The organism is Patescibacteria group bacterium (genome assembly GCA_026397045.1).
GTDB lineage: Bacteria > Patescibacteriota > Saccharimonadia > CAILAD01 > BJGX01 > JAPLVO01.
Genome location: JAPLVO010000010.1, coordinates 38223 through 57822, shown reverse-complemented (window position 1 = coordinate 57822; position 19600 = coordinate 38223). Strand labels below are relative to the sequence as shown.

At 42.6% G+C, this 19600-nt stretch carries 23 protein-coding genes and 1 tRNA gene; 6 read left to right on the top strand and 18 right to left on the bottom strand.

All coding sequences use genetic code 11. The features are described from left to right. Positions 1–42: 42 nt before the first annotated feature. The 4 genes from rny to NT111_01955 all read right to left on the bottom strand — a co-directional run bounded on the left by rny (position 43) and on the right by NT111_01955 (position 3781). Positions 43–1560, bottom strand: coding sequence for a ribonuclease Y (gene rny / locus NT111_01970; protein ID MCX6804763.1), 1518 nt, complete (start codon positions 1558–1560; stop codon positions 43–45). Positions 1561–1687: 127 nt separating this feature from the next. After that, positions 1688–2080: a hypothetical protein gene (locus NT111_01965; GenBank protein ID MCX6804762.1), complete on the bottom strand. Its 393-nt coding sequence runs from the start codon at positions 2078–2080 to the stop codon at positions 1688–1690. Next, positions 2077–2553 (bottom strand): tRNA (adenosine(37)-N6)-threonylcarbamoyltransferase complex ATPase subunit type 1 TsaE, encoded by a 477-nt coding sequence (gene tsaE, locus NT111_01960; protein MCX6804761.1) that lies wholly within the window; start codon positions 2551–2553, stop codon positions 2077–2079. The genes NT111_01965 and tsaE overlap by 4 nt, the downstream gene beginning before the upstream one ends. Beyond that, positions 2498–3781, bottom strand: coding sequence for a lamin tail domain-containing protein (locus tag NT111_01955; GenBank protein ID MCX6804760.1), 1284 nt, complete (start codon positions 3779–3781; stop codon positions 2498–2500). The genes tsaE and NT111_01955 overlap by 56 nt, the downstream gene beginning before the upstream one ends. A gap of 97 nt (positions 3782–3878) precedes the next feature. Between NT111_01955 and NT111_01950 the strand changes: the two genes are divergently transcribed. After that, on the top strand, positions 3879–4310 hold the full coding sequence (locus tag NT111_01950; GenBank protein ID MCX6804759.1) for a type II secretion system protein GspG: 432 nt from the start codon (positions 3879–3881) through the stop codon (positions 4308–4310). Here NT111_01950 and NT111_01945 read toward each other — a convergent pair. The 8 genes from NT111_01945 to NT111_01910 form a co-directional block, all read right to left on the bottom strand. Beyond that, the gene (locus tag NT111_01945) at positions 4307–4879 is read right to left on the bottom strand and encodes a PH domain-containing protein (GenBank protein ID MCX6804758.1); all 573 of its coding nucleotides are present in this window, start codon (positions 4877–4879) and stop codon (positions 4307–4309) included. The two genes, NT111_01950 and NT111_01945, sit on opposite strands and share 4 nt — an antisense overlap. 28 nt (positions 4880–4907) lie before the next feature. Further along, on the bottom strand, positions 4908–5924 hold the full coding sequence (gene ruvB / locus NT111_01940) for a Holliday junction branch migration DNA helicase RuvB (GenBank protein ID MCX6804757.1): 1017 nt from the start codon (positions 5922–5924) through the stop codon (positions 4908–4910). Beyond that, positions 5924–6481 carry a Holliday junction branch migration protein RuvA gene (ruvA, locus tag NT111_01935; protein MCX6804756.1) on the bottom strand — a complete coding sequence of 186 codons (558 nt, stop codon included), beginning with the start codon at positions 6479–6481 and terminating at the stop codon, positions 5924–5926. The genes ruvB and ruvA overlap by 1 nt, the downstream gene beginning before the upstream one ends. 75 nt (positions 6482–6556) lie before the next feature. Next, positions 6557–7246 (bottom strand): hypothetical protein, encoded by a 690-nt coding sequence (locus tag NT111_01930; protein MCX6804755.1) that lies wholly within the window; start codon positions 7244–7246, stop codon positions 6557–6559. Next, complete coding sequence (locus tag NT111_01925) at positions 7239–7688, bottom strand: hypothetical protein (GenBank protein ID MCX6804754.1); 450 nt, start codon at positions 7686–7688, stop codon at positions 7239–7241. The genes NT111_01930 and NT111_01925 overlap by 8 nt, the downstream gene beginning before the upstream one ends. Positions 7689–7719: 31 nt before the next feature. Then, a complete protein-coding gene (gene ruvC / locus NT111_01920; GenBank protein ID MCX6804753.1) occupies positions 7720–8190 on the bottom strand; it encodes a crossover junction endodeoxyribonuclease RuvC in 471 nt (156 codons plus the stop codon). Beyond that, positions 8187–8924 (bottom strand): YebC/PmpR family DNA-binding transcriptional regulator, encoded by a 738-nt coding sequence (locus NT111_01915; protein ID MCX6804752.1) that lies wholly within the window; start codon positions 8922–8924, stop codon positions 8187–8189. The genes ruvC and NT111_01915 overlap by 4 nt, the downstream gene beginning before the upstream one ends. 33 nt (positions 8925–8957) lie before the next feature. After that, complete coding sequence (locus tag NT111_01910; protein ID MCX6804751.1) at positions 8958–10388, bottom strand: ComEC/Rec2 family competence protein; 1431 nt, start codon at positions 10386–10388, stop codon at positions 8958–8960. Positions 10389–10756: 368 nt separating this feature from the next. Between NT111_01910 and NT111_01905 the strand changes: the two genes are divergently transcribed. From NT111_01905 to NT111_01890, 4 genes are all read left to right on the top strand, one after another. Next, positions 10757–10833 (top strand) — tRNA-Lys (locus NT111_01905). Between the two features lie 94 nt (positions 10834–10927). Next, positions 10928–11809, top strand: a complete 882-nt coding sequence (locus NT111_01900) for an ABC transporter ATP-binding protein (protein MCX6804750.1) — start codon at positions 10928–10930, stop codon at positions 11807–11809. Further along, a complete protein-coding gene (locus NT111_01895) occupies positions 11806–12651 on the top strand; it encodes an ABC transporter permease subunit (GenBank protein ID MCX6804749.1) in 846 nt (281 codons plus the stop codon). The genes NT111_01900 and NT111_01895 overlap by 4 nt, the downstream gene beginning before the upstream one ends. A gap of 60 nt (positions 12652–12711) precedes the next feature. Continuing rightward, positions 12712–13092: a hypothetical protein gene (locus tag NT111_01890; GenBank protein ID MCX6804748.1), complete on the top strand. Its 381-nt coding sequence runs from the start codon at positions 12712–12714 to the stop codon at positions 13090–13092. A 50-nt stretch (positions 13093–13142) separates the two neighbouring features. Here NT111_01890 and NT111_01885 read toward each other — a convergent pair whose 3' ends face one another. After that, on the bottom strand, positions 13143–13694 hold the full coding sequence (locus NT111_01885) for a hypothetical protein (GenBank protein ID MCX6804747.1): 552 nt from the start codon (positions 13692–13694) through the stop codon (positions 13143–13145). Positions 13695–13829: 135 nt separating this feature from the next. On the opposite strand from NT111_01885, the gene NT111_01880 reads away from it, so the two are divergent. Then, complete coding sequence (locus NT111_01880) at positions 13830–14546, top strand: gamma-glutamyl-gamma-aminobutyrate hydrolase family protein (protein ID MCX6804746.1); 717 nt, start codon at positions 13830–13832, stop codon at positions 14544–14546. On the opposite strand, the gene NT111_01875 is transcribed toward NT111_01880, so the two are convergent. From NT111_01875 to dnaK, 5 genes are all read right to left on the bottom strand, one after another. Further along, positions 14515–15111, bottom strand: coding sequence for a gamma-glutamyl-gamma-aminobutyrate hydrolase family protein (locus NT111_01875; GenBank protein MCX6804745.1), 597 nt, complete (start codon positions 15109–15111; stop codon positions 14515–14517). The genes NT111_01880 and NT111_01875 overlap by 32 nt on opposite strands. A gap of 70 nt (positions 15112–15181) precedes the next feature. Next, positions 15182–16087: a RimK family alpha-L-glutamate ligase gene (locus NT111_01870; protein MCX6804744.1), complete on the bottom strand. Its 906-nt coding sequence runs from the start codon at positions 16085–16087 to the stop codon at positions 15182–15184. 109 nt (positions 16088–16196) lie between these two features. Further along, positions 16197–16676 carry a hypothetical protein gene (locus tag NT111_01865; GenBank protein ID MCX6804743.1) on the bottom strand — a complete coding sequence of 160 codons (480 nt, stop codon included), beginning with the start codon at positions 16674–16676 and terminating at the stop codon, positions 16197–16199. A 37-nt stretch (positions 16677–16713) separates the two neighbouring features. Continuing rightward, positions 16714–17625 carry a J domain-containing protein gene (locus NT111_01860; protein ID MCX6804742.1) on the bottom strand — a complete coding sequence of 304 codons (912 nt, stop codon included), beginning with the start codon at positions 17623–17625 and terminating at the stop codon, positions 16714–16716. Positions 17626–17650: 25 nt separating this feature from the next. Beyond that, entirely contained in the window at positions 17651–19591 is a 1941-nt protein-coding gene (gene dnaK, locus NT111_01855; GenBank protein ID MCX6804741.1) for a molecular chaperone DnaK, read from the bottom strand. Between the last annotated feature and the right edge of the window lie 9 nt (positions 19592–19600).

The window sequence follows — 19600 nt, the reverse complement described above, 5'->3', positions numbered from 1 at the left end:
TTAGTCTTCTATTATTTCTAATTTCTTCTTGTGATATTTTCATTATTTTGCGTACTCCTCTGCTCTAGTTTCACGAATTACATTTACCTTAATTGTTCCCGGGTACTTTAGGGATGCCTCAATCTTAGTGGCTACATCACGAGCCAATTTTATGGCCGAGAGATCATCTATCTCCTCGGGATCCACAAATACTCGAATCTCTCTACCGGCACTTATCGCATAGCTTTTTTTGATTCCACTAAACGCATTTGCGACATTTTCTAAATCAGTCATGCGTTTTACATAGTTTTCTAGCTTATCGCCCCTGGCTCCTGGCCGACCGCCACTTAATGCATCGACTACTCTGACTATCAGAGCTTCTGACGTAGTAGCCTCTATATCATCATGGTGCGCTTCGGCCGCATGGGTGGTGGCTTCATCGAAACCGGCCTTGCGCATCATATCGCCAGTGATATGGTGGTGTTTGCCTTCTACTTCATGGCTAACTGCCTTACCAAGATCATGCAAAAATGCAGCTGTGCGAGATACCTGTACATCGGCGCCGATTTCTTCGGCAATCATTGCGGCTAAGTGGGCCATTTCGACAGAGTGGTGCAATACATTTTGGCTATAGCTAGTGCGGAACTTTAGCATTCCCATAGTCTTTGATATTTCTGATGGCAGCCCTAGTACCTTAGCTTCACGGGCAGCCTGTTCCCCGGCAACCTTCACCTCTTCGTCGATTTCTCTCTGAGCCTTTTCGACAGTTTCTTCTATCTTGGCTGGGTGGATTCGGCCGTCCTTAACAAGCGCCTCTAAGGCCTTTTTGGCAACCTGGCGGCGAATAGGATTAAAGCCAGAAATAGTAATTACCCCTGGGCTTTCATCTATAATAATCTCTACCCCCGTGAGGCGCTCAAGGGTCTGAATGTTACGACCTTCCTTACCGATAATCTTCCCCTTATCGCCATCGTTTGGTATTGCCACTGTGCTAATTGTGCGCTCCGATGCTGTGCCTGTAGCCAGACGCTCCATTGCCTGAGACATAATGTCCTTGGCTATTTCATCAGCATTTTCAGTCGCATCGCGCTTTCTTTTCTCTATGTATTCTACTAAATCATTTTTAATATCGCGCTCGGTCATTTCCATAAGTTTCTTTTGAGCATCTTCTTTTTTAAGCTTGGCTATTTTTTCTAAATTATTTTCTTGGCGAGTTCTAATTGCCCGAATCTCTTCTTTAATAGCTTCAATCTCTTTTTCGGATCTACCCAGAGCTTCAGTGCGTTTCTCTATTTGATCGAGCTTATTATCTAATAGCGTCTCACGGTCGGCTACGCGCTTTTCTGAAGCATCAATTTTATTACGCCTTTCGCGTTCTTCTTGTTTCAATTCACCATTAATTTTGACAGCCTCTTGCTGGGCATCTAAAACTTTATTTTTTGCTTCTTCCTTGGCATCGTCTAAAAGCTTCTTGGCTTTTGAGTCTGCATCAGAAGCTTTTTGTTTTGAGATATAGGAATTAGCACCATAGCCAGCTCCCCCACCTATAGCTAAGGCAAGTACTGCAAAGAGTATTTCCATAAACACCTACCTTTCTAAGTAGTTGTTTTCACCCGTATTAAAGTAAAAACTGATTTTCTAAAATTAAATTCTAAATAACAATATAAGACTACTACTATTTAACAACTATTTGGGCCTATATTCAAGCTTAAGAGTCTTTGGGCTGAGAGATATTTGGTTCGGCGTTATACTTTGGTACTACTAAATTCCCTGGCTTTGAGCTTGTAATTTTGCCGAGGCCCTCATTTATCCAATTGTCGCCTTCTGCCTCAACGATTGGAACACCCAAACTATAGGACATAGCATTGGCCACAGTCGTTCCGATGCGCAGCCCAGTAAAAGACCCTTCGCCAGTATGCATGATAATTCCGGTTATATCTTTATCAGCGATATTATTATTTACTAAAATTTCTTTTATCTTGCCTAGTATTGTATCGGCAAGCTCGCGATGAGCCTCCCATTTTATTTCAGCTATTTTTTTGCCATCATCAAATAGATATAGCTCTGCCTCTGGCTTGTCGGATCTTAGCGCCAGTATCATTGCTTAAGTCCGTTTATTATCTTGGAAGATATCGGCCCGGTTGAGGTAAAGTCATAGCGCCGCGTATTATCGTCTATATAGTGGCACTCCAACATTAGCCTATCTTCTGCCATATTCTTACTGAAATGATTAGCCCATTCGGTACAGACTATCGTATTTGAGCTGGCAAGACTATCTTGCAGTTCGTTTTCTACGATTTCATCGTCGTTTAATCTGTACAGGTCGAAGTGCTCTAAGCGAATTCCAGAGGGTGCTTCGTAACCCCGATGAATATTAAATGTAGGGCTAGTGACTGTCTGAGTTATACCTAGGCCTTTGGCAATTGCCTTTACGAGTGCGGTCTTTCCACCGCCAAGATCACCGACTAATTCAATAAGAATTGGCGGATGGATTAATTTGGCTAGCTTAGTTCCGAGATTAAAACTTTGATCTAAGTTTTTTGAATTGAAGCTGAATTTCTGTTCTGTATTCATATATTCCATAACCTATGGTAGCGATTCCTAGCGATACAAGCAACCAGGGCCACAAACCTGAAGCTGGCGTTTTATTAGCATCGGTAGGGTACGACGCTGGATTGGAGCTACTATTTGGTGATGCCTTCAATTTGCTTATCTTGGTCTTAGCTTTGGCTTTGGCCTTGGCTTTGGTTATAGTTTTTGAAGACGGTTTTTTGGTTGATGACTTCTTAATGTTTGCAACAGATGAGGCGGGGCTAAGAGAGCTATCTATATATATGGCGGAATTAGCTGCACCAGGAGTCGGGCTGATGCTCCACTGCCATTGTCCAGCTTGCTTTGTCCAGCCTAAGCCTTCTTCAGCTGCTCCATAATTGCTAGATTCATCAGCCACTTTATCGTTAGGGTCGATCAGAAGTATTATGTCCCCTGTATTGTTAAGTGTAATCTTTGATTCGCTCGACATTATTGCTATCCTGCCATATGCCAGGATTGTCTTGCCTTTTATTAAGTATTCTCCCCCCGATTCATCTCTTAGTTTCCAGCCCGAAAGATCTACGGCCTCTGCTGTGGGGTTGTATATCTCGATAAACTCATCGCTCGCATCACTTAAAGGTGAGACTGGATCAGGGAATAGTTCGCTTAGCTCTAAGTTAGGGTATGTTTGTACTGGCTCCTCTACTTCTATTATTTCCTGAGCTGGAGCCATGCCAGGTGTTGGGGAATTAGATATATCAAAATCAGCGAAATTATTATCACTATTTACCATTTCCTTTAAGCCAAAATCATACAAACGATACATGCTCTCGCCAGGCTTCGATTCACTTCCGGGAGTTATAAGTGCAGTATTTGCCGTACCCCAGCCAAACTGATCCACTGCTGCGCCTTGTTTGTCCCTAAGCTCAATACTACCCCCACTTTGTGCTAGGCCGCTAGTAAACGGGCTATTACCCACAGTGTTGGCCGCCAAGACCCAAAAATCTCCAGGATCTACACTGCCAGACGCTATAGTACCTTTCTTGGACCATACAACGCCGGTAGCCGATCGGTAATAAAGGCTCCAGCCAGTTACATCTATGGCTGAGGTGCTACTATTGAAAATCTCGATGAACTCTTCCCCTGCGGATATCAAAGAGCCAGTCTGAACCTCACTAATCAGTACTGGCTTAGAGGCTGATAGAGCTCTAGATGGCATCATTACAACTACCGTCATAACTACTATCAATGATATTATTATATGCTTCATGGCGACATGATAGGTCTATCAAAGTAAAATGTAAAGCATAGCAAAAATAAAACTGCTATTGACCTATAAATCATAAGGGTTATACAATAGCTGTATCATGTTTTCATTGAAACAAAGATTCTCAAATAAGCCGGCTGGCTTCACGATATTAGATGTAGTGGTTGTGGCTATTGTGGTTGGGTTTTTTGCGGTTCTTATAGTACCAGGGCTAGTTAGCGGGCCATCTAGGGCTCGCGATTCTTCACGCAAGAGCGATTTGAGGGTAATCAAGTCTTCATTAGAAAACTACTACACTGAAAAGGGCTCATACCCAGCAACTCTTGCAGAGCTAGAAAGTGGCGCTGTGCCATTTATCAAGAAACTGCCCAAAGACCCAAAATCAGGGAATGACTACATTTATGTGGTTAGTGGCACTCCCCCTAGTAGCTTCTATCTAGACGCCGAACTAGAGAACAAAAATGATAAAGACCTCAAGACTTTAGGTAGTGACCAGGCTAAGGGTATTTATAGAGTCACTAGCACAAATTAAACTATTGTATTGGTGGATTTCTGGACGGCCTTAGAAGAGTAGAATATTTTTCGAGCCGACAAGATATACTGCTTTAGTTCATTTGGATCTGCTATAAAATCGAATACAAAATTCTCTGTCTCTCCAGCAGTCTGGATCACAACAGTTCCATAATTTAGAAATGTCTGGATGGGCCCTTTGATACTAGACTTGATATCTTGTATCTCATATAGGCTCAGAGTCGATAGAGACATATTAAAAAGCCCAATTTGATCCATATCTACAACATGAGAGTTGGTTATAATTATCTTATTACGACGCCAAATCCAGACCGTTCCAAGTAGTAAAAATACTACAGACCCAATTAGTAAAAAGCCTAGGACGCTAATAAAGCCCTTAGGTATAATGGCATTTATCTGGGCTGAGTTCTTATCGTAAGCTATTACGACTACTATATACCCCAATAATACTAGGGCCATAGCGGCCAGTATTGGCCCAATAGTCATAATGCTTTTATACACCACCCTTTGGGTAATCTCCCCTTCTGGCTGGCCAGGATAAGTTATTTTATTTGGAATCATTTGTTTCATACTAATATTTTATCCTAATAAGCTCATCTTATGAAGTATCTTCTGGGGGCTCCAGCCCAAGGTGCAAATAGCCACTCTTCGTGACCTTGCGGCCTCGGCTAGTTCTCTCCAGGAATCCAAGCTGTATCAAATAGGGCTCATTAACATCCTCAATAGTTTGGCGCTCTTCTCCAGAAGCGGCAGCTATAGCGCTGACCCCAACCGGACCACCCGAGTATTTACTAATAACTGTGTCTAATATCCGCCGATCAGACTGATCGAGACCCTTGCTGTCTATCTCGAGAATAGCCAGTGTGCCTTCTAGCGCCAGGGTATTTATAGTATTATCGCCGTGTACTTGAGCCCAATCCCTCACGCGCTTTAGAAGCCGATTGGCTATTCTGGGAGTTAGCCTTGAACGACGAGACATCTTTGCCAGGGCATCATTGCCGATCTGTATATCCATTAACTTCGCAGAGCGAGCGATAATTTCCTCTATTTCCTCCTCCAGATAATAGTTAAGCCTATTAACAATACCAAACCTATCGCGCAACGGCGATGATAATGCTCCATAGCGTGTGGTAGCGCCAATCAGAGTGAATTTGGGCAGATCAAGGCGTAGGTTTTGAGCTGAAGGGCCTTTTCCTAGCATTATATCTATAACATAATCCTCCATCGCAGAGTATAGAATCTCTTCTACATTCCTGGGGAGCCGATGTATCTCATCGATGAATAATATATCTCCATCCTCCAGGCTAGTGAGTAGGGATGCTAGATCGGCGGCTTTTTCTACAGCGGGTCCACTCGTTACCCTCAAATTACCATCAAGCTCGTTGGCGATAACATGAGCAAGGGTAGTTTTGCCTAGCCCGGGTGGCCCGTATAGCAAAATATGGTCGAGCGCTTCATTACGCTTTTTTGTAGCCTCAATAGCCACTTTAAGAGCTTTTTTAATCTGTTCTTGCCCAATGTACTGTTGGAATGTTTTAGGCCTCAGGGATAACTCGAACACAGCTTCCTGGGCAACTTCTTTGGCAGGGTGGGCGAGCTGTTCTTGGCGCTCTATCACTTTGTTGCACCTTTTAGGGCTAGTTTAATCCTATCCTGGGTAGATAATTCTGTGTTCACACCTCTTAGCGCAGTACTGGCGTCTTTAGCGGAAAAACCTAGGCTTATGAGGGCAAGATATGCCTGATCTTCAGGGTTTGATCCAGAAGTTTCGGCCTCCACTAATTTGCCCTTTAATTCTAGGATTATTCTCTGGGCAGTTTTTTTGCCTACACCTGCTACACTACTAAACACCATGATATCGTCCTTAATAATTGCATCTTGTATTTGCTGAGCATTGTTGGCCGACAATATTGCAATTGCCGCCTTTGGCCCAATACCGTTTACGCTCCTGAGCTTATAGTATATTGTTTTTGAAGATATATCGGGAAAGCCGAATAAAGTGTATTCATCTTCTTTGATATTCTCGGCGATATGGAAGCTAACTCTATCCCCTATAGATATCCCCAACAAATAGTTACTCGGTACCACAACTTCATAGCCTATTCCGCCGACTCCGACGACAACACCTTGGGGCAATTTATCTTCTACTTCACCTGTTATTTTGGCTATCATACCGATAATTATAACAGTAGATTAAACATATGCCGAACATATTTTGGTAGATAATTTCAACAAGGCACGGGTAGCCTATTTGGCTTCGGGTTTTTCTGGAGGAATTATAGTCTCTTTTAGCTCATGAGTTGTACTGCTACTTACCTGCGGGGAATCAGCCGGGCTTTGATTGGCATACGGTGCTGTGTTGTTCATATCTTTGCTCGCCTCGGGTTTATTGAGCCTGGGAAACTTGGTATCTATCATAAACAAAACTACAACTAGGAAAGCAAAGCAGGTGGTAAACAATGCGACCGGTAGAGGGCCAAGATTACCATTTGATTTTACACTTAATGCAAGGCCCGTGGATATAATTATAATCATCATCGATCCACCAGACATACCAGCGGCTAACGGTGAAACTGAGCTCAGGACAATAACCAAAGTAAAGCCTATCAAGGCTGATACAAGAGCGAGGTTAATCCTATTTATTACCACATTATTTTTGAGCGCGTTTTCGGCCTTGACGAGGGCATCACGCTTTTCGTCTCCGACTCTAATGCAATTATCGTATTCATCGCTATTATATTTATAATTATTTTTGGGTGCGTTTTCAACCCGGCGTATGGCATCGCATTCCTCGAATGTATCCTGGAATGTATTATCATTGGCACTGTTAGGTTGCGGCTTTATGTCCGGGAAAAGATTTAAAGATAGGGTGAATATTAGTACTGGGTACATAATGCCTATAGCGATGGCAAGAATAATTTTGACGAATCTATTCATGTTTTGGCCTCATTGTAAGCCATACCGTCACCCCAGTTAAGGCTACAAATGCCATTATCACAACAAATAATGCGCCCAAAGTGCCAAAATTATCAAATATGTATGGCGCCTGCAGAGCCAACAGTATGAGGCCAAATACCAGTAAGAAATACTTCTGTATGCCATTTCTCAAGAACAGGCCTGATATTATAACTGCCACCCCGAAAGCAACTCTTATACCAAAGCTAAGAGAACCTTCTGTAGAGCCTAGTACTTCTGTTGGAAAATAATAAAAGGCTGTAACGCCGCTAAATAGTGCGGACAGTATGGTGGTGGTGATGATCATATTGCGTAGTAAAGAGAAATTGGGCTTAGAAAAATTAACTGCCAAATATACGATTAAGGCTATAAGGGCAAAGGGTATAAATAGTGAGAGTGTCCCAAAAATAGTAATTGCGTCCATGTGCTAAGTATGATGTAGAGACCCAAGATGGTCAAGCTATATTTGCCCCATGGCAAATTGCAATTGCTATGGCATCTGCTGCATCATCGGGCTTCGGGATAACATTAAGTTTAAGAATTTTTTTTACCATTTCCTGGACTTGTTTTTTTGTCGCCTTACCATATCCAGTGGCCGACATCTTGACTTGCAGGGGGGTGTATTCGGCGATTGGCACATTATTTTGAGAGGCAACGAGCAATATTATGCCTCTAGCTTGGCTTACGGTCATAGCTGTAGTGATATTATTTGTAAAAAATAATTTCTCAACCGCTATCGCATCGGGTTTATGATGAGCCACTAGCTGAGCTAGGTCATCATATATTATCTTAAGTCGGTTCGGCATTTCTAAATCCTTAGAAGTCAAAATTACCCCACAATCTAGTAAGCTGAGCTTATGGCCGACCTTGTTTATTAGACCAAAGCCGGTTGTCGCAGTACCCGGGTCCACACCTAAAATCTTCATTGCAATTTATTCAATATGTCTTCGGGAATGTCAAAATTGCCTGTAACCTCTATCACATCGTCTAGATCCTCGAGTGAGTCTATGAGGTTTAGTAGAGTCTTGGCCTTAGACTCGTCGTCGACCATCACGCTCTGGCTGGGTGTTTGCTGTACTTCAGCACTCTCAACATTGTCTTCGCCGATTGCATCACGCACCGCCTCGAGCTTGCCTGGCGAAGTTAGCACCACGAGCTGATCGCCGCTATCGTCGATATCATCGGCGCCGGCATCGATTGCGCTGAGCTCTGCACTGTCATTGTCGATATTTGGCCTGCATACGATTACACCTTTTTGCTCAAACATATAAGCCACTGAGCCCTGCGAGCCAAGATTGCCACCGTGCTTGGTGAAGGTCGATTTAACATCTGGTCCGGTGCGGTTATGATTATCAGTTAGAGCCTTAACCATAATCGCCACGCCGGCTGGTCCGTACCCCTCATACAACAGTTCCTCTAGCTTGGCGGCCCCACCCTGCCCGCTACCCTTGGCAATTGCCCGCTCGATATTGCCGGCCGGAACATTCGCAGACTTGGCCTTCTGAATAGCCAACCTAAGCTTGAAGTTCATCGTAGGATCAGCGCCACCCTGTGCGGCAAGTGCGATTTCGGCAGCCATTTTAGTAAAAATCTTACCGCGCTTTGCATCTGTAGCACCCTTTTTATGTTTAATGCTGGCCCATTTGCTATGTCCTGACATTGTAAGCCTTTCTGTTAACAGATTAGAATGGTGTTATTTTACCAAGCGATCTGGCATTTGGAAAGATGCAAGGCTGGTATCGAGATTGTGGTGATAGACTATAGCCCCAAGTATACAAATAAGTAGGTACCATATAACTAATACATAGGTCTGCGGTCTTACAACCACTATTAACCCCTTTTGAGACTGTAAATATTGTAAGAAATCGAAGATAATACTTATCAGCTTTGCCAGTGGACTCGCCAATATATACCCCCAGCTAGGGGCTAGTATACCCACAATAGCGATAAGAAAGCCGGCCAACATCATTAGCGGAATGATGGGCATTAGTACCATATTAGATATAATTGAGGCAATAGAGTAGCTACCGAATAAGTATAGTAAATACGGAACGGTAGCAATTTGAGCGGCAAAAGTAACAGCCACAAGATCGCTAAGTAATGGGGTCTTTTTGGGAAGTATGGTAGTTATAATTGGGGCCAGTACCACTATCCCGGTGAGTGATAAAAATGATAATTGCCAGCCTATGTCCTCTACCGCAGAGGATGGATTAATTAATAATGTTATAGCCGCGGTAATACTTATACATGTAAAAACACTCAACGGCCGGCCATAGTAGCTGGCTATCAAAAACACTGTGGCCATTACTGCAGCTCGCAAAATAGAAGCTGAGGCTCCTGTTAGAATCGTAAAGCTCCAGACAAGTGCGAGCGATATTATTAAGCTCGCCCAAAGCCAGCGCTTTTTTAATAGTCTTTGGAGAATTACCACCAATATTGTTAGGTTATACCCAGATACCGCAACAATATGCGAGAGGCCTACTTCATTTAATGTTTGCTGTAGGGGTAGAGGCAATGAGCTCCTAGCTCCAACTAGGATACCCTTGAGAAAGCCGGCTGGGGATTCCTCGAGAGATCTATCTATCCCAGAATAGAACAACTGCTTGGCCATCACCATTACTGGCTGATTAAATGATGCGATCTTTACTGTGCCATAACTTATTTGATAGCCTGGCTTAGCCATAATCGGGAATATCTTACCGACCACCGTTACCCTATAGCCCTCTTTTACGGCCGATGAAAATGTTTTTATACGTACATCGCCCACCCTACTAGATCCATCGACATTAAGATTTGTTAATGTAAAAACATAATTTCTATCTTTGTCCCAATAGGGGTCGCCCTTAACATCCCCTGAAATCTCTAGCTTTTTGTAGGTCGACCCCGAAAGGCCATATTGCGATATATAGTTTTGCTGATATGTTATGATTGCCAGCCCCAGAACAGCGCCGCATAGGACAATCGGTATAAACTTTAATCTGCGCGACAATAGCAGACTGGCCAACGCAGAAAAGATACAGAATACAGTCCACCAAAAGTTAGGGCTGAACAAAAAATTATAGCCAACTATAGTTCCAGCTATGAAGCTCATGCAGGATAATATTATTATAGTTGGCCTTCGCATAATCTCTACTCTATCGGCTTAAGCTCGTTGCGGCCAAGCATGAGGGCTGTACAGATATTGATTTATTATTACATAAAACTTATAATGTTGAGGTTATAAAAGATACATAATAGCTTAAAATATACGCTCCTAAACTTTTTTTAGATTATTTTTCTTAAACGATTTATGAAACCAAGACCCCAAGTCTGTTTCGTAAATCGAGACGAGAAATAAAGCGCTGGTGCAAGCTTTTGAAGGTTTACCTTTTCTACGATGGAACAAACCAAGACCTTAAATTCTGTTTGTTACATCGAGAGGAGAACTGTTGCGGTGGTTGAAGTAAATTAGTTTATACTAATTTTACATAAACTTAAGCAATAGTTCGACGAGGGCCCATAGCTCAGTTGGTTAGAGCGGCTGCCTTTTAAGCAGCATGTCGTGAGTTCGAGTCTCACTGGGCCCTCCAAATAAAGAACTCCTTTTAGGGAGTTTTTTATTTGGAGGGCTTATGTTATTTTAACTACCCTGGCATGTTAATATAATACTTAAGGTTAATAAATATGAAAGCTATCAGCATCAATCAATTCAGCAAGAAATACGGCAAACTAACCGCCGTAGATAATATTAATCTGGATATCAGCTATGGAGATTTCTTTGGTTTCATCGGACCTAATGGTGCCGGAAAAACTACCACTATAAAAACTATGCTTAATCTGCTAAACCCATACGATGGGGAAATTAAGTTATTCGGTAAAGATATTAAACAAAATAAATTTCAGGCGAACATCGGTTATGTTCCGGGCGAAGCCAATCTGTACGAAAACCTGAGGGTTAAAGATCAAATAAACTATTTTGGTAGATTTTTCGATGAGATAGATCAGGGCTATCTTAATGAACTCAAAACAATGTTCCTTGTAGATGATAGAAAAAAAATATCTGAACTTTCTCTTGGCAACAAAAAGAAAGTATCGATAGTTTGCGCACTGATGAACAAACCCAAGCTACTTGTCTTCGATGAAGTCTCCAATAGTCTAGATCCTATAATGCAAAAGGCTCTATTTGCTGAACTTATAAGACTAAACAAGCTGGGCACGACTATATTTTTCTCTAGTCACAACCTAGAAGAAGTCCAAACATATTGTAAGAATATCGCTATTATCCGTGAGGGGAAAATTATTAAAAAGGACAATGTCAAAAAGATAATCGATGCTAATGGCGTACAAATCACTATCAAAACAAAACAAAAGCTCAACCCTGGGTTCCTTCAAAAGCACAATATTAAACATGGCTCGATAGGCACCGGCGCCATCACCTTTGCCTATAAAGGCAATGTCAATGAACTCATCTATTACCTATCTAAATATAAGCTGGAATATTTAAGAATTTCAGATGTTAAGCTCGAAGATATATTCGATGAATACTACGAAGGAGCAGCCCAATGAGACAAAGCCAGAAAAGCTACTGGAACCTATATAAATTTGAAATAAAGCAAAACTATAAGCCATTTTTAGTTTGGTTGGCAGCTATCTTAATCATAATGACCTTGTTCATGCTCACCTTCCCCTCTTTCAAATCGTCAGACTACCTTGAACTAGTAAATGCAAAAATTAATGCACTACCCAAGGGATTTGGTGCTGCCTTTGGGCTCGGCGGCATCACGGGTGTTAGCTTTCAAGACATATTCTTCTTTTTTAGCTATATGAGCCAATTTTTTGTTATAGCGATAATTATATATTCGATAAATCTTGGCTCCAACATTTTGGCCAAAGAAAATAATGAAAATCATATAGACTATCTTGCGACTAAGCCAATAATGAAAAGCTCCATTATTCTGGCCAAATACAAAGCTCTGGTTACATTCATTATATTAATTACACTGGGTTTATTTATCGTCGGCTGCATATTAATACCTGCGCTCAATAAAGATGGTAGCCCATTTATATATGAGCTAACAAGGCTTACAATCAAGACATTTTTGGTTTACCTATTCTTTGGCACTTTAGCATTTTCACTAACTGCGATATCTAGGCGAACATCAAAAAGAAATATGGTGGTAGTTGCGGCCTTCTTTATCAGCTTCCTAGTTGGGGTGTATGCACAAATACAGCCCCAACAAGAAAAACTAAAATACCTTGCTCCTACTTTTGTATTTGAAGCTACTACTGCAGGATATAAGTTTAGTAGTGCAGATATTTGGTATATGCTGGCTCTCTTTGGGCTGAGTATGGTCTTACTTATCATTGCTTACTGGCGCTATACCACAAAAGACCTTAGTTTATCTTGAGCCAAAAGGTAGGGCGGCGACTACGAGCATGTGGTGTCAGACTTTGCTATAATATAGATTATGAATAAAAAAATATTTTTCATCGCAGCTGCGAGCTTAATTTTAATAGTAGGTATAATCTCTGCCATACTATTACTTTCAAAGAAGCCTAGCATAAAAGGCAAAGTTGTTAGTGCAAGGTACGATTTATCCCGAACATCATTTGGCCAATACCAAATAGTAGTGCTAGATAAGTCAGGTAAGAGCTTCACTATAAACGCCACGGGTAACGGTAAGGTGCCCGGGCCTACCAAGATTACTGGGAAAGACTGCGTTTTAGTCCCTAGGTTAAACTCTGGAAAAGAGGTTGAATTTTATCTCCCAGAGTCTCAGGCCCCCAAAGGCACCTTTGATATCTGTTACGCCGATACTCAGGCTGGGTATTTTTTTAAAACCTACTAAATTATAATATTTTTTTAGCCCAGCCAAGGTGATTTGGCTGGGCTAAAGAATTAGCACAGATTTTTGAGCGCCCATTCGCGCATAAAACTACCAGACTCGGCAGTATCTTTGTAGTTGGTTTCGGAAAACATTGTTTCTATGTCGGATTTATCGAAACCAGCATTAGAAATAATGGTCTCTACATAGCTCGGGGTTATCCCAGCCTCTAAAAGATTTGCCACCAGGTTAGCTACATAGGTAACAGATGGCTTTAAGGCGATTGGCTTGCAAAAACGCAATACTGCTATATCTTCACTCTCGGTATAAACGCTATCGAAGCGTCGCAAGCCAGAGTAAACCCCATTAGCAAGGCAGAGCCTATCGATAAGCGTGCTGGGAATATCCATAACCATAACCATTAGTGAGTCCTCAAGGCTTGGTTTGATGTCGGCTGTGGCCTGCTGTTGCTCGAGGCCTGGCGGCCTAGAATAAACAAACTTCCAGCGATCAATTTTACAGTTGTTTAAAATCTTAATCCTTGGGTTTCCAAAGCTTGGCTCTTGGATGCCTAGGCGTCGATATGCACTGTCTAAGCTCAAATCTACATAACTTGCAAAAATCATGTTAACCTCCTGAAGGTACAAACTTGCAGAATACAAATTTAAACGAGTATACTTCTCTCGAGCATACAAATCAAGTGTTAGCCCGAGCTAACTTAAATCTGTGTTTGCCAAATATACTTGCTATAATTGTTATGTATGAATAAAAAAATCCTCATTGTTGATAACTCCTTTAAACACAAGTGTATTAAGTGCAGTCAATTCCATAGGCACTTCAGTGCCAAGACCAGCGTACTGCATAGTATTGAAGGGCCACTACCTCAGCAGCTAGACCGCTATAGTCATATAATCCTGACTGGTTCGGGCAGCAGCGTCGACGAAAGTAGCATAATATACTCTAGGCTAAAGCCATTGATACAAAAGGCCGAAAGAGAAGGCATACCAATCCTAGGTATATGCTTTGGCTTTCAAGCTATTGTCGCGGCTCTCTCAGATTTTACTAGCATCGAACACTATGAAAACCCCGAGATTGGGTGGACTAAAATATACCAGACTAGCCCATCTCGACTGTTCAGGAATATCCCGAAAAAGTTCTATGCTTTCGAGAGCCACACTTCAAATGTAGTTCATCTACCCCCAGAACTTAGATTAACTGCTCTATCTAATGGTAAAAATATCCAGGCTTATGAGCATAAATATAAGCCAATATTTGGCGTGCAATTCCACCCGGAATATACTGCGCATCGGGGCACACTTAAGGTCAATAGCTGGCTAAAACACCGAGTGCCATTCAGATGGTTCACGAACATAGATATGCCTCCGAGGTATAACCCTGAAGTTGCTGAGAAGATAATTTATAACTTCTACCATCTAAGCGCTGAATTCAAGAAACCTCTTCATCGTAAATTTGTTTGAGAATTCTATTAAATATTTTACGCCCCTCGCCACCTGGCTTCTCTCTCTCAGGGTGGAACTGGACGCCATAGATGGGTTTTGTTTTGTGTTTGATTATTTCAGCGCCTTCGTTGGAGGCGGCTATACAGATTAGTTCCTCGGGTAATTCAGTAATCATCCAGCGATTAGATTGGAAAACCATAGCTTCATCTTTGCCAGCCATGAGCTTATTTTTCTTAATGGCTACTATAGGGAATAAACCCTTGCGCCGAGTGGTAAAAAACCTATGCAGCTCTGCCCCATAACTGTGGCCAATGATCTGGCATCCTAAACAAATCCCGACAACTGGCTTATTGGATTCTCTGACCAGCTCAATTTGATCTTCGTAAAGGTGGCTAAATCTCTTGAGAGATCGCTTTTTACCCTCAACCTTTATCCCGCCGCCAGACAACACTACTATATCGTATTTTTGTAAGTCAAACCCAGCCAATTCATCATAATCTATGATATCCAGCTCATGCTTAATGAGTAGGTCTTTAAGCCTATTCTTGTAGTATGTATTATTATTTATAAGTAGTAACTTCAATTTTTTAACCTAACTATATTAGCCGTTGTAGGGTGGAGTATTGAATAGTTAATTGGCCCAGCCGCAGCGTTTAAGCCCCTACTCTATCTCTCTTCCTTTTGCGAGGCACATGGTCTTCGACATGCTCAATTATCTCCCCTGCAATATCCTGGCTAGTAACTGATTCTATTTCGCCAAACATCGGAAATGCGTTGACCTCCATTACCAAGGGGCCTCGCTCTGACTGTAAAAGATCCACGCCGGCGATGTTAAGATTCATAGCCTTGGCAGCGCCTAAGGATATGAGCCTCTCTGCCCTAGTTAGTTTTATAGGTACACCCTCGCCGCCCAAATGTATGTTAGATCTAAACTCGCCCTCTGGGCCCTGTCGCTTCATGGCTGCGACTATTTTGCCATCGACAACAAAAGCTCTGACATCGCTACCATTAGATTCTTTAATGAATTCTTGAACCAAAATATTTACATTCTGGGAATAAAACGCCTGGATTATCGCTTTGGCTGCACTGCGAGTTTCAGCTAGCATAACCCCCATTCCTTGGCTTCCCCTGGCAACTTTGACAATTAAGGGTGCGCCGCCAACCATCGCAATAAGCTCGTCGAGCGCATCTGTGTTATTGGCAACAACTGTCTTGGGGATATCGATATCGTGCCTTGCTAAAAGTTGCATGCTTCGTAATTTATCTCTGGTTCTAATGAAGGCAAGTGAACCTGTCGTAGAGAATACATTCATCATCTCAAACTGCCTAATTATTGCACTACCATATGCCTGGCTGGCTATCGAAATTCTAGGTATGATTGCATCAATTCCCTCTAGCGGCTTGCCTTCGTAATATACCTGTGGCTTGCTCTTTACGACATTACAGTAGCACTTAGTGTAATTCACTATTCGGGCATCATGGCCTCGCTTGGTAGCAGCTTCTAGTAGTCGTTCGGCTCCGTTTTTGCGATTAGGCCGGGCTAATACTATTATCTTCATCTTGGCCTTTCTTTTTAATACTCATCTATAATTCTAGTTCAAAATAAGTATAAAATATAGTTTATTAATTAACCTAGCAATAATACAGATCAAAACACCTTCTAGTCAACTACTTTTTTGCCTTGCCGATGGCCAGATACCCCACTATTATCGATATTATCAGAGCCGCAAGAGTGATAAGCCTTAAGTCGTAAGCTAGCGCCGCTAGGTTATAATCAGTCACCAGCTTTTCCCTGACCGAAGGTTCGAGGCTAGATATTATTACTCCAGCAGCTACAAGGCTAGATACAAACCCAGATACAAGGGCTTTGATCTTATTTTTTGGCCACTTTGGGTCGCGGACATTTTTGCCTATTAGGCAGGCCGCCACAGACAGTACCAATAGGCAGATTGCCACTATGGCTGGGCTAATGAAGTCTAGTTTGCTAGCTGTCAGTTCTGTGATCGGCTTAGCAAACTCCAGTGCAGCTAGTGTACCTATCACAACCCCTACCGCCATGCGCTGTGACCTTTCGTCGCCAATCAGGAATCCTGCACCAGTTGACACTGCTACCAAGGACAAAAATATAATATCAAAACCAATGTTCATAAGCTTATTATAGACCTACGGCCAGGATATTGTAAGGCTACCAAAAACGATGTTTGCTTGATGCTTTGGCTAATTCCTGGAGAATACTTTTCTGCTTACTGCTGAGCTTAGTTGGTATCGACACTTCAGCTATGACTATATGATCTCCCTTGCGCTCTGAGTTTATAAGTGGCATCCCTTTGCCAGTGAGCTTAAATATCTTATTCGGCTGAGTACCGGCAGGTATTTTAAGCTTCACATCCCCCCATATAGTCTCGATCGGATAATCTACTCCAAGTGCGGCCTGAACCATATCTATTTTTATCTTGGATAAAATGTTATCGCCATCGCGCTCAAACCTACTATCGGGCCTAACTAGAAATCTTACATACAAATCTCCACGCATACCTTGTTGGTTTATTTCCCCTTTACCTTCTAGCTTAATAGCTTGGCCGGTGTCTATGCCTGCAGGTATTTTGATTTTTATATTCTCCTGTTTGCGACCGCCATTTTTATTGTCCGCAACCCTGAGGCTGAGCTCTTTTGTGGCACCGCTAATTGCTTCTTTGAAGTCTATCGTCAATGACAGCTCGACATCTCTTGTTTGGTTGCCATTGCCTCCTCTGAAAAACATATCAAATATGTCATTTAGGCCACCCCCACCTGCGCCACCGCCAAAATCAAATCTAATTTCATTGGGGTCGAATCCTTGACCGCCCTGGAAGCCAGAATAAGGGTTACCGCCCCCGGCCTGGTCGGCGCCTGCGGCATGGCCCATCTGATCGTAGGCTTGTCTTTTGGAGGTATCTTTGAGTACTTCGTAGGCTTCATTAGCTTCTTTGAATTTAGTCTCATCACCACCTCTGTCAGGATGGAGCTCAACTGCCTTTTTCCTAAAGGCTTTTTTAATTTCCTCTTGGGTGGCTGTCTTACTTACACCAAGTACTTCATAGTAATCACGCTTGTTCATTGGCGTCTATATTAGCCTAAGAAGGCTAGGCCTGGTCTTTCTTGCTGTCTTGCTCTTTGTCTTGATCCTTTTTATCGTCAACTATCTCACCCTCTTCTGCAGGACTATCTTCGTTGTCCTTTTCAGTATCTTTTCCCTCTGCTTCCTTAGACTTAGCGTCTGCGGCTTCCTGCTTATACATCTCTTCGCCGACCTTCATGAGCTTGGTGCTAAGATCCTCGGTGATTTTCTTAAGTTCTTCGACATCATCTGAGTCCTTTTTTTCCTTCAAATCAGATACGGCATCGGTGATAGCCTTTTTATCCTCTTCATTTACCTTATCGCCAGCATCTACAAGTGTTTTTTCGGCTGTGTATATTAGCGTATCTGCTTGATTTCGGGCCTCTACAAGATCTTTCTTCTTCTTATCTTCTTCTGCATGAGTTTCGGCGTCTTCCTGCATTTTCTTAATGTCCTCATCGCTCAAGCTGCCACCACCAGTGATAGTTATCTTTTGTTCTTTACCAGTAGCCTTATCCTTAGCCGATACATTAACGATACCATTGGCATCGATATTAAAGCTCACTTCGATTTGTGGTACGCCTCTAGGTGATGGAGGTATGCCATCCAGAACGAATCTACCTAGGGACTTATTATCACCAGCCATCTCCCTGTCGCCTTGAAGAACATTTATCTCTACACTAGTCTGGTTGTCTGCGGCTGTGCTAAAGACTTGGCTTTTACTAGTAGGGACAGTGGTATTGCGCTCAATAAGCTTAGTGCTGACGCCACCGAGTGTCTCCAGGCCAAGGCTAAGTGGGGTAACATCTAGAAGCAGTACATCTTTTACATCGCCGCCAAGTACGCCACCCTGAATAGCAGCGCCCGTTGCTACTACTTCATCTGGGTTAACGCCTTGAAGGGGCTTCTTACCAAAAAACTCTTCTACTTTCTTTTGTACTAGTGGCATTCTGGTCATTCCTCCGACCAGTATTATTTCGTTAATCTCTTGCTTGCTGACCTTAGCATCTTTAAGTGCTGCCTCGCATGGCTTTAAGGTTTTATCAACCAATTCAATCACCAATTTCTCGAAATCAGCTCTTGTGAGCGACATGTCTAAGTGCTTTGGCCCTTCCGCATCGGCCGTAATAAATGGGATATTAACACTAGTCTCGTTGGTTGCTGACAGCTCTATCTTAGCCTTTTCTGCGGCCTCTTTGAGCCTTTGCATAGCAGCTTTATCGGCCTTAAGATCAATCCCTTGATCTTTTTTGAACTCATCAATGAGATAGTTAATAATCACAACATCAAAATCATCACCACCAAGGTGGGTATCACCATTTGTGCTCTTAACTTCAAATACCCCATCGCCGAGCTCTAAAACCGACACATCAAATGTGCCGCCACCGAGATCATAAACAACAACCTTTTCTTCCTTCTTTTTATCGAGTCCGTAGGCAAGGGCTGCTGCGGTTGGCTCGTTGATAATACGCTTTACTTCAAGCCCAGCAATCTTTCCAGCATCTTTAGTCGCTTGGCGCTGAGCATCATTGAAGTAGGCTGGCACAGTAATGACTGCCTCCGTAACAGGCTGGCCGAGGAACTTCTCGGCATCTGCTTTGAGCTTACTTAGGATCATGGCTGAGACTTCTTCTGGGGTGTAGTCCTTATCGGACATCTTAACCTTAACATGCCCATCGGCCTTGATAATCTGGTATGGCATAAGGTCTATATCACGCTTAACCTCGGGGTCGTCTATTGATCGCCCGACCAACCTCTTTACGCTAAATATGGTGTTGTCTGGGTTAACTACAGCCTGGCGTTTGGCTGTCTGGCCAACGAGCCGTTCACCATTCTTATTAACCGCCACGATACTAGGAGTAGTCCTGCCACCCTCAGCGTTAGCTATTATCGTTGATTCCCCACCTTCCATTACGGCCATTGCCGAGTTTGTTGTACCTAAGTCGATTCCAATTATTTTTCCCATAGTTACTCC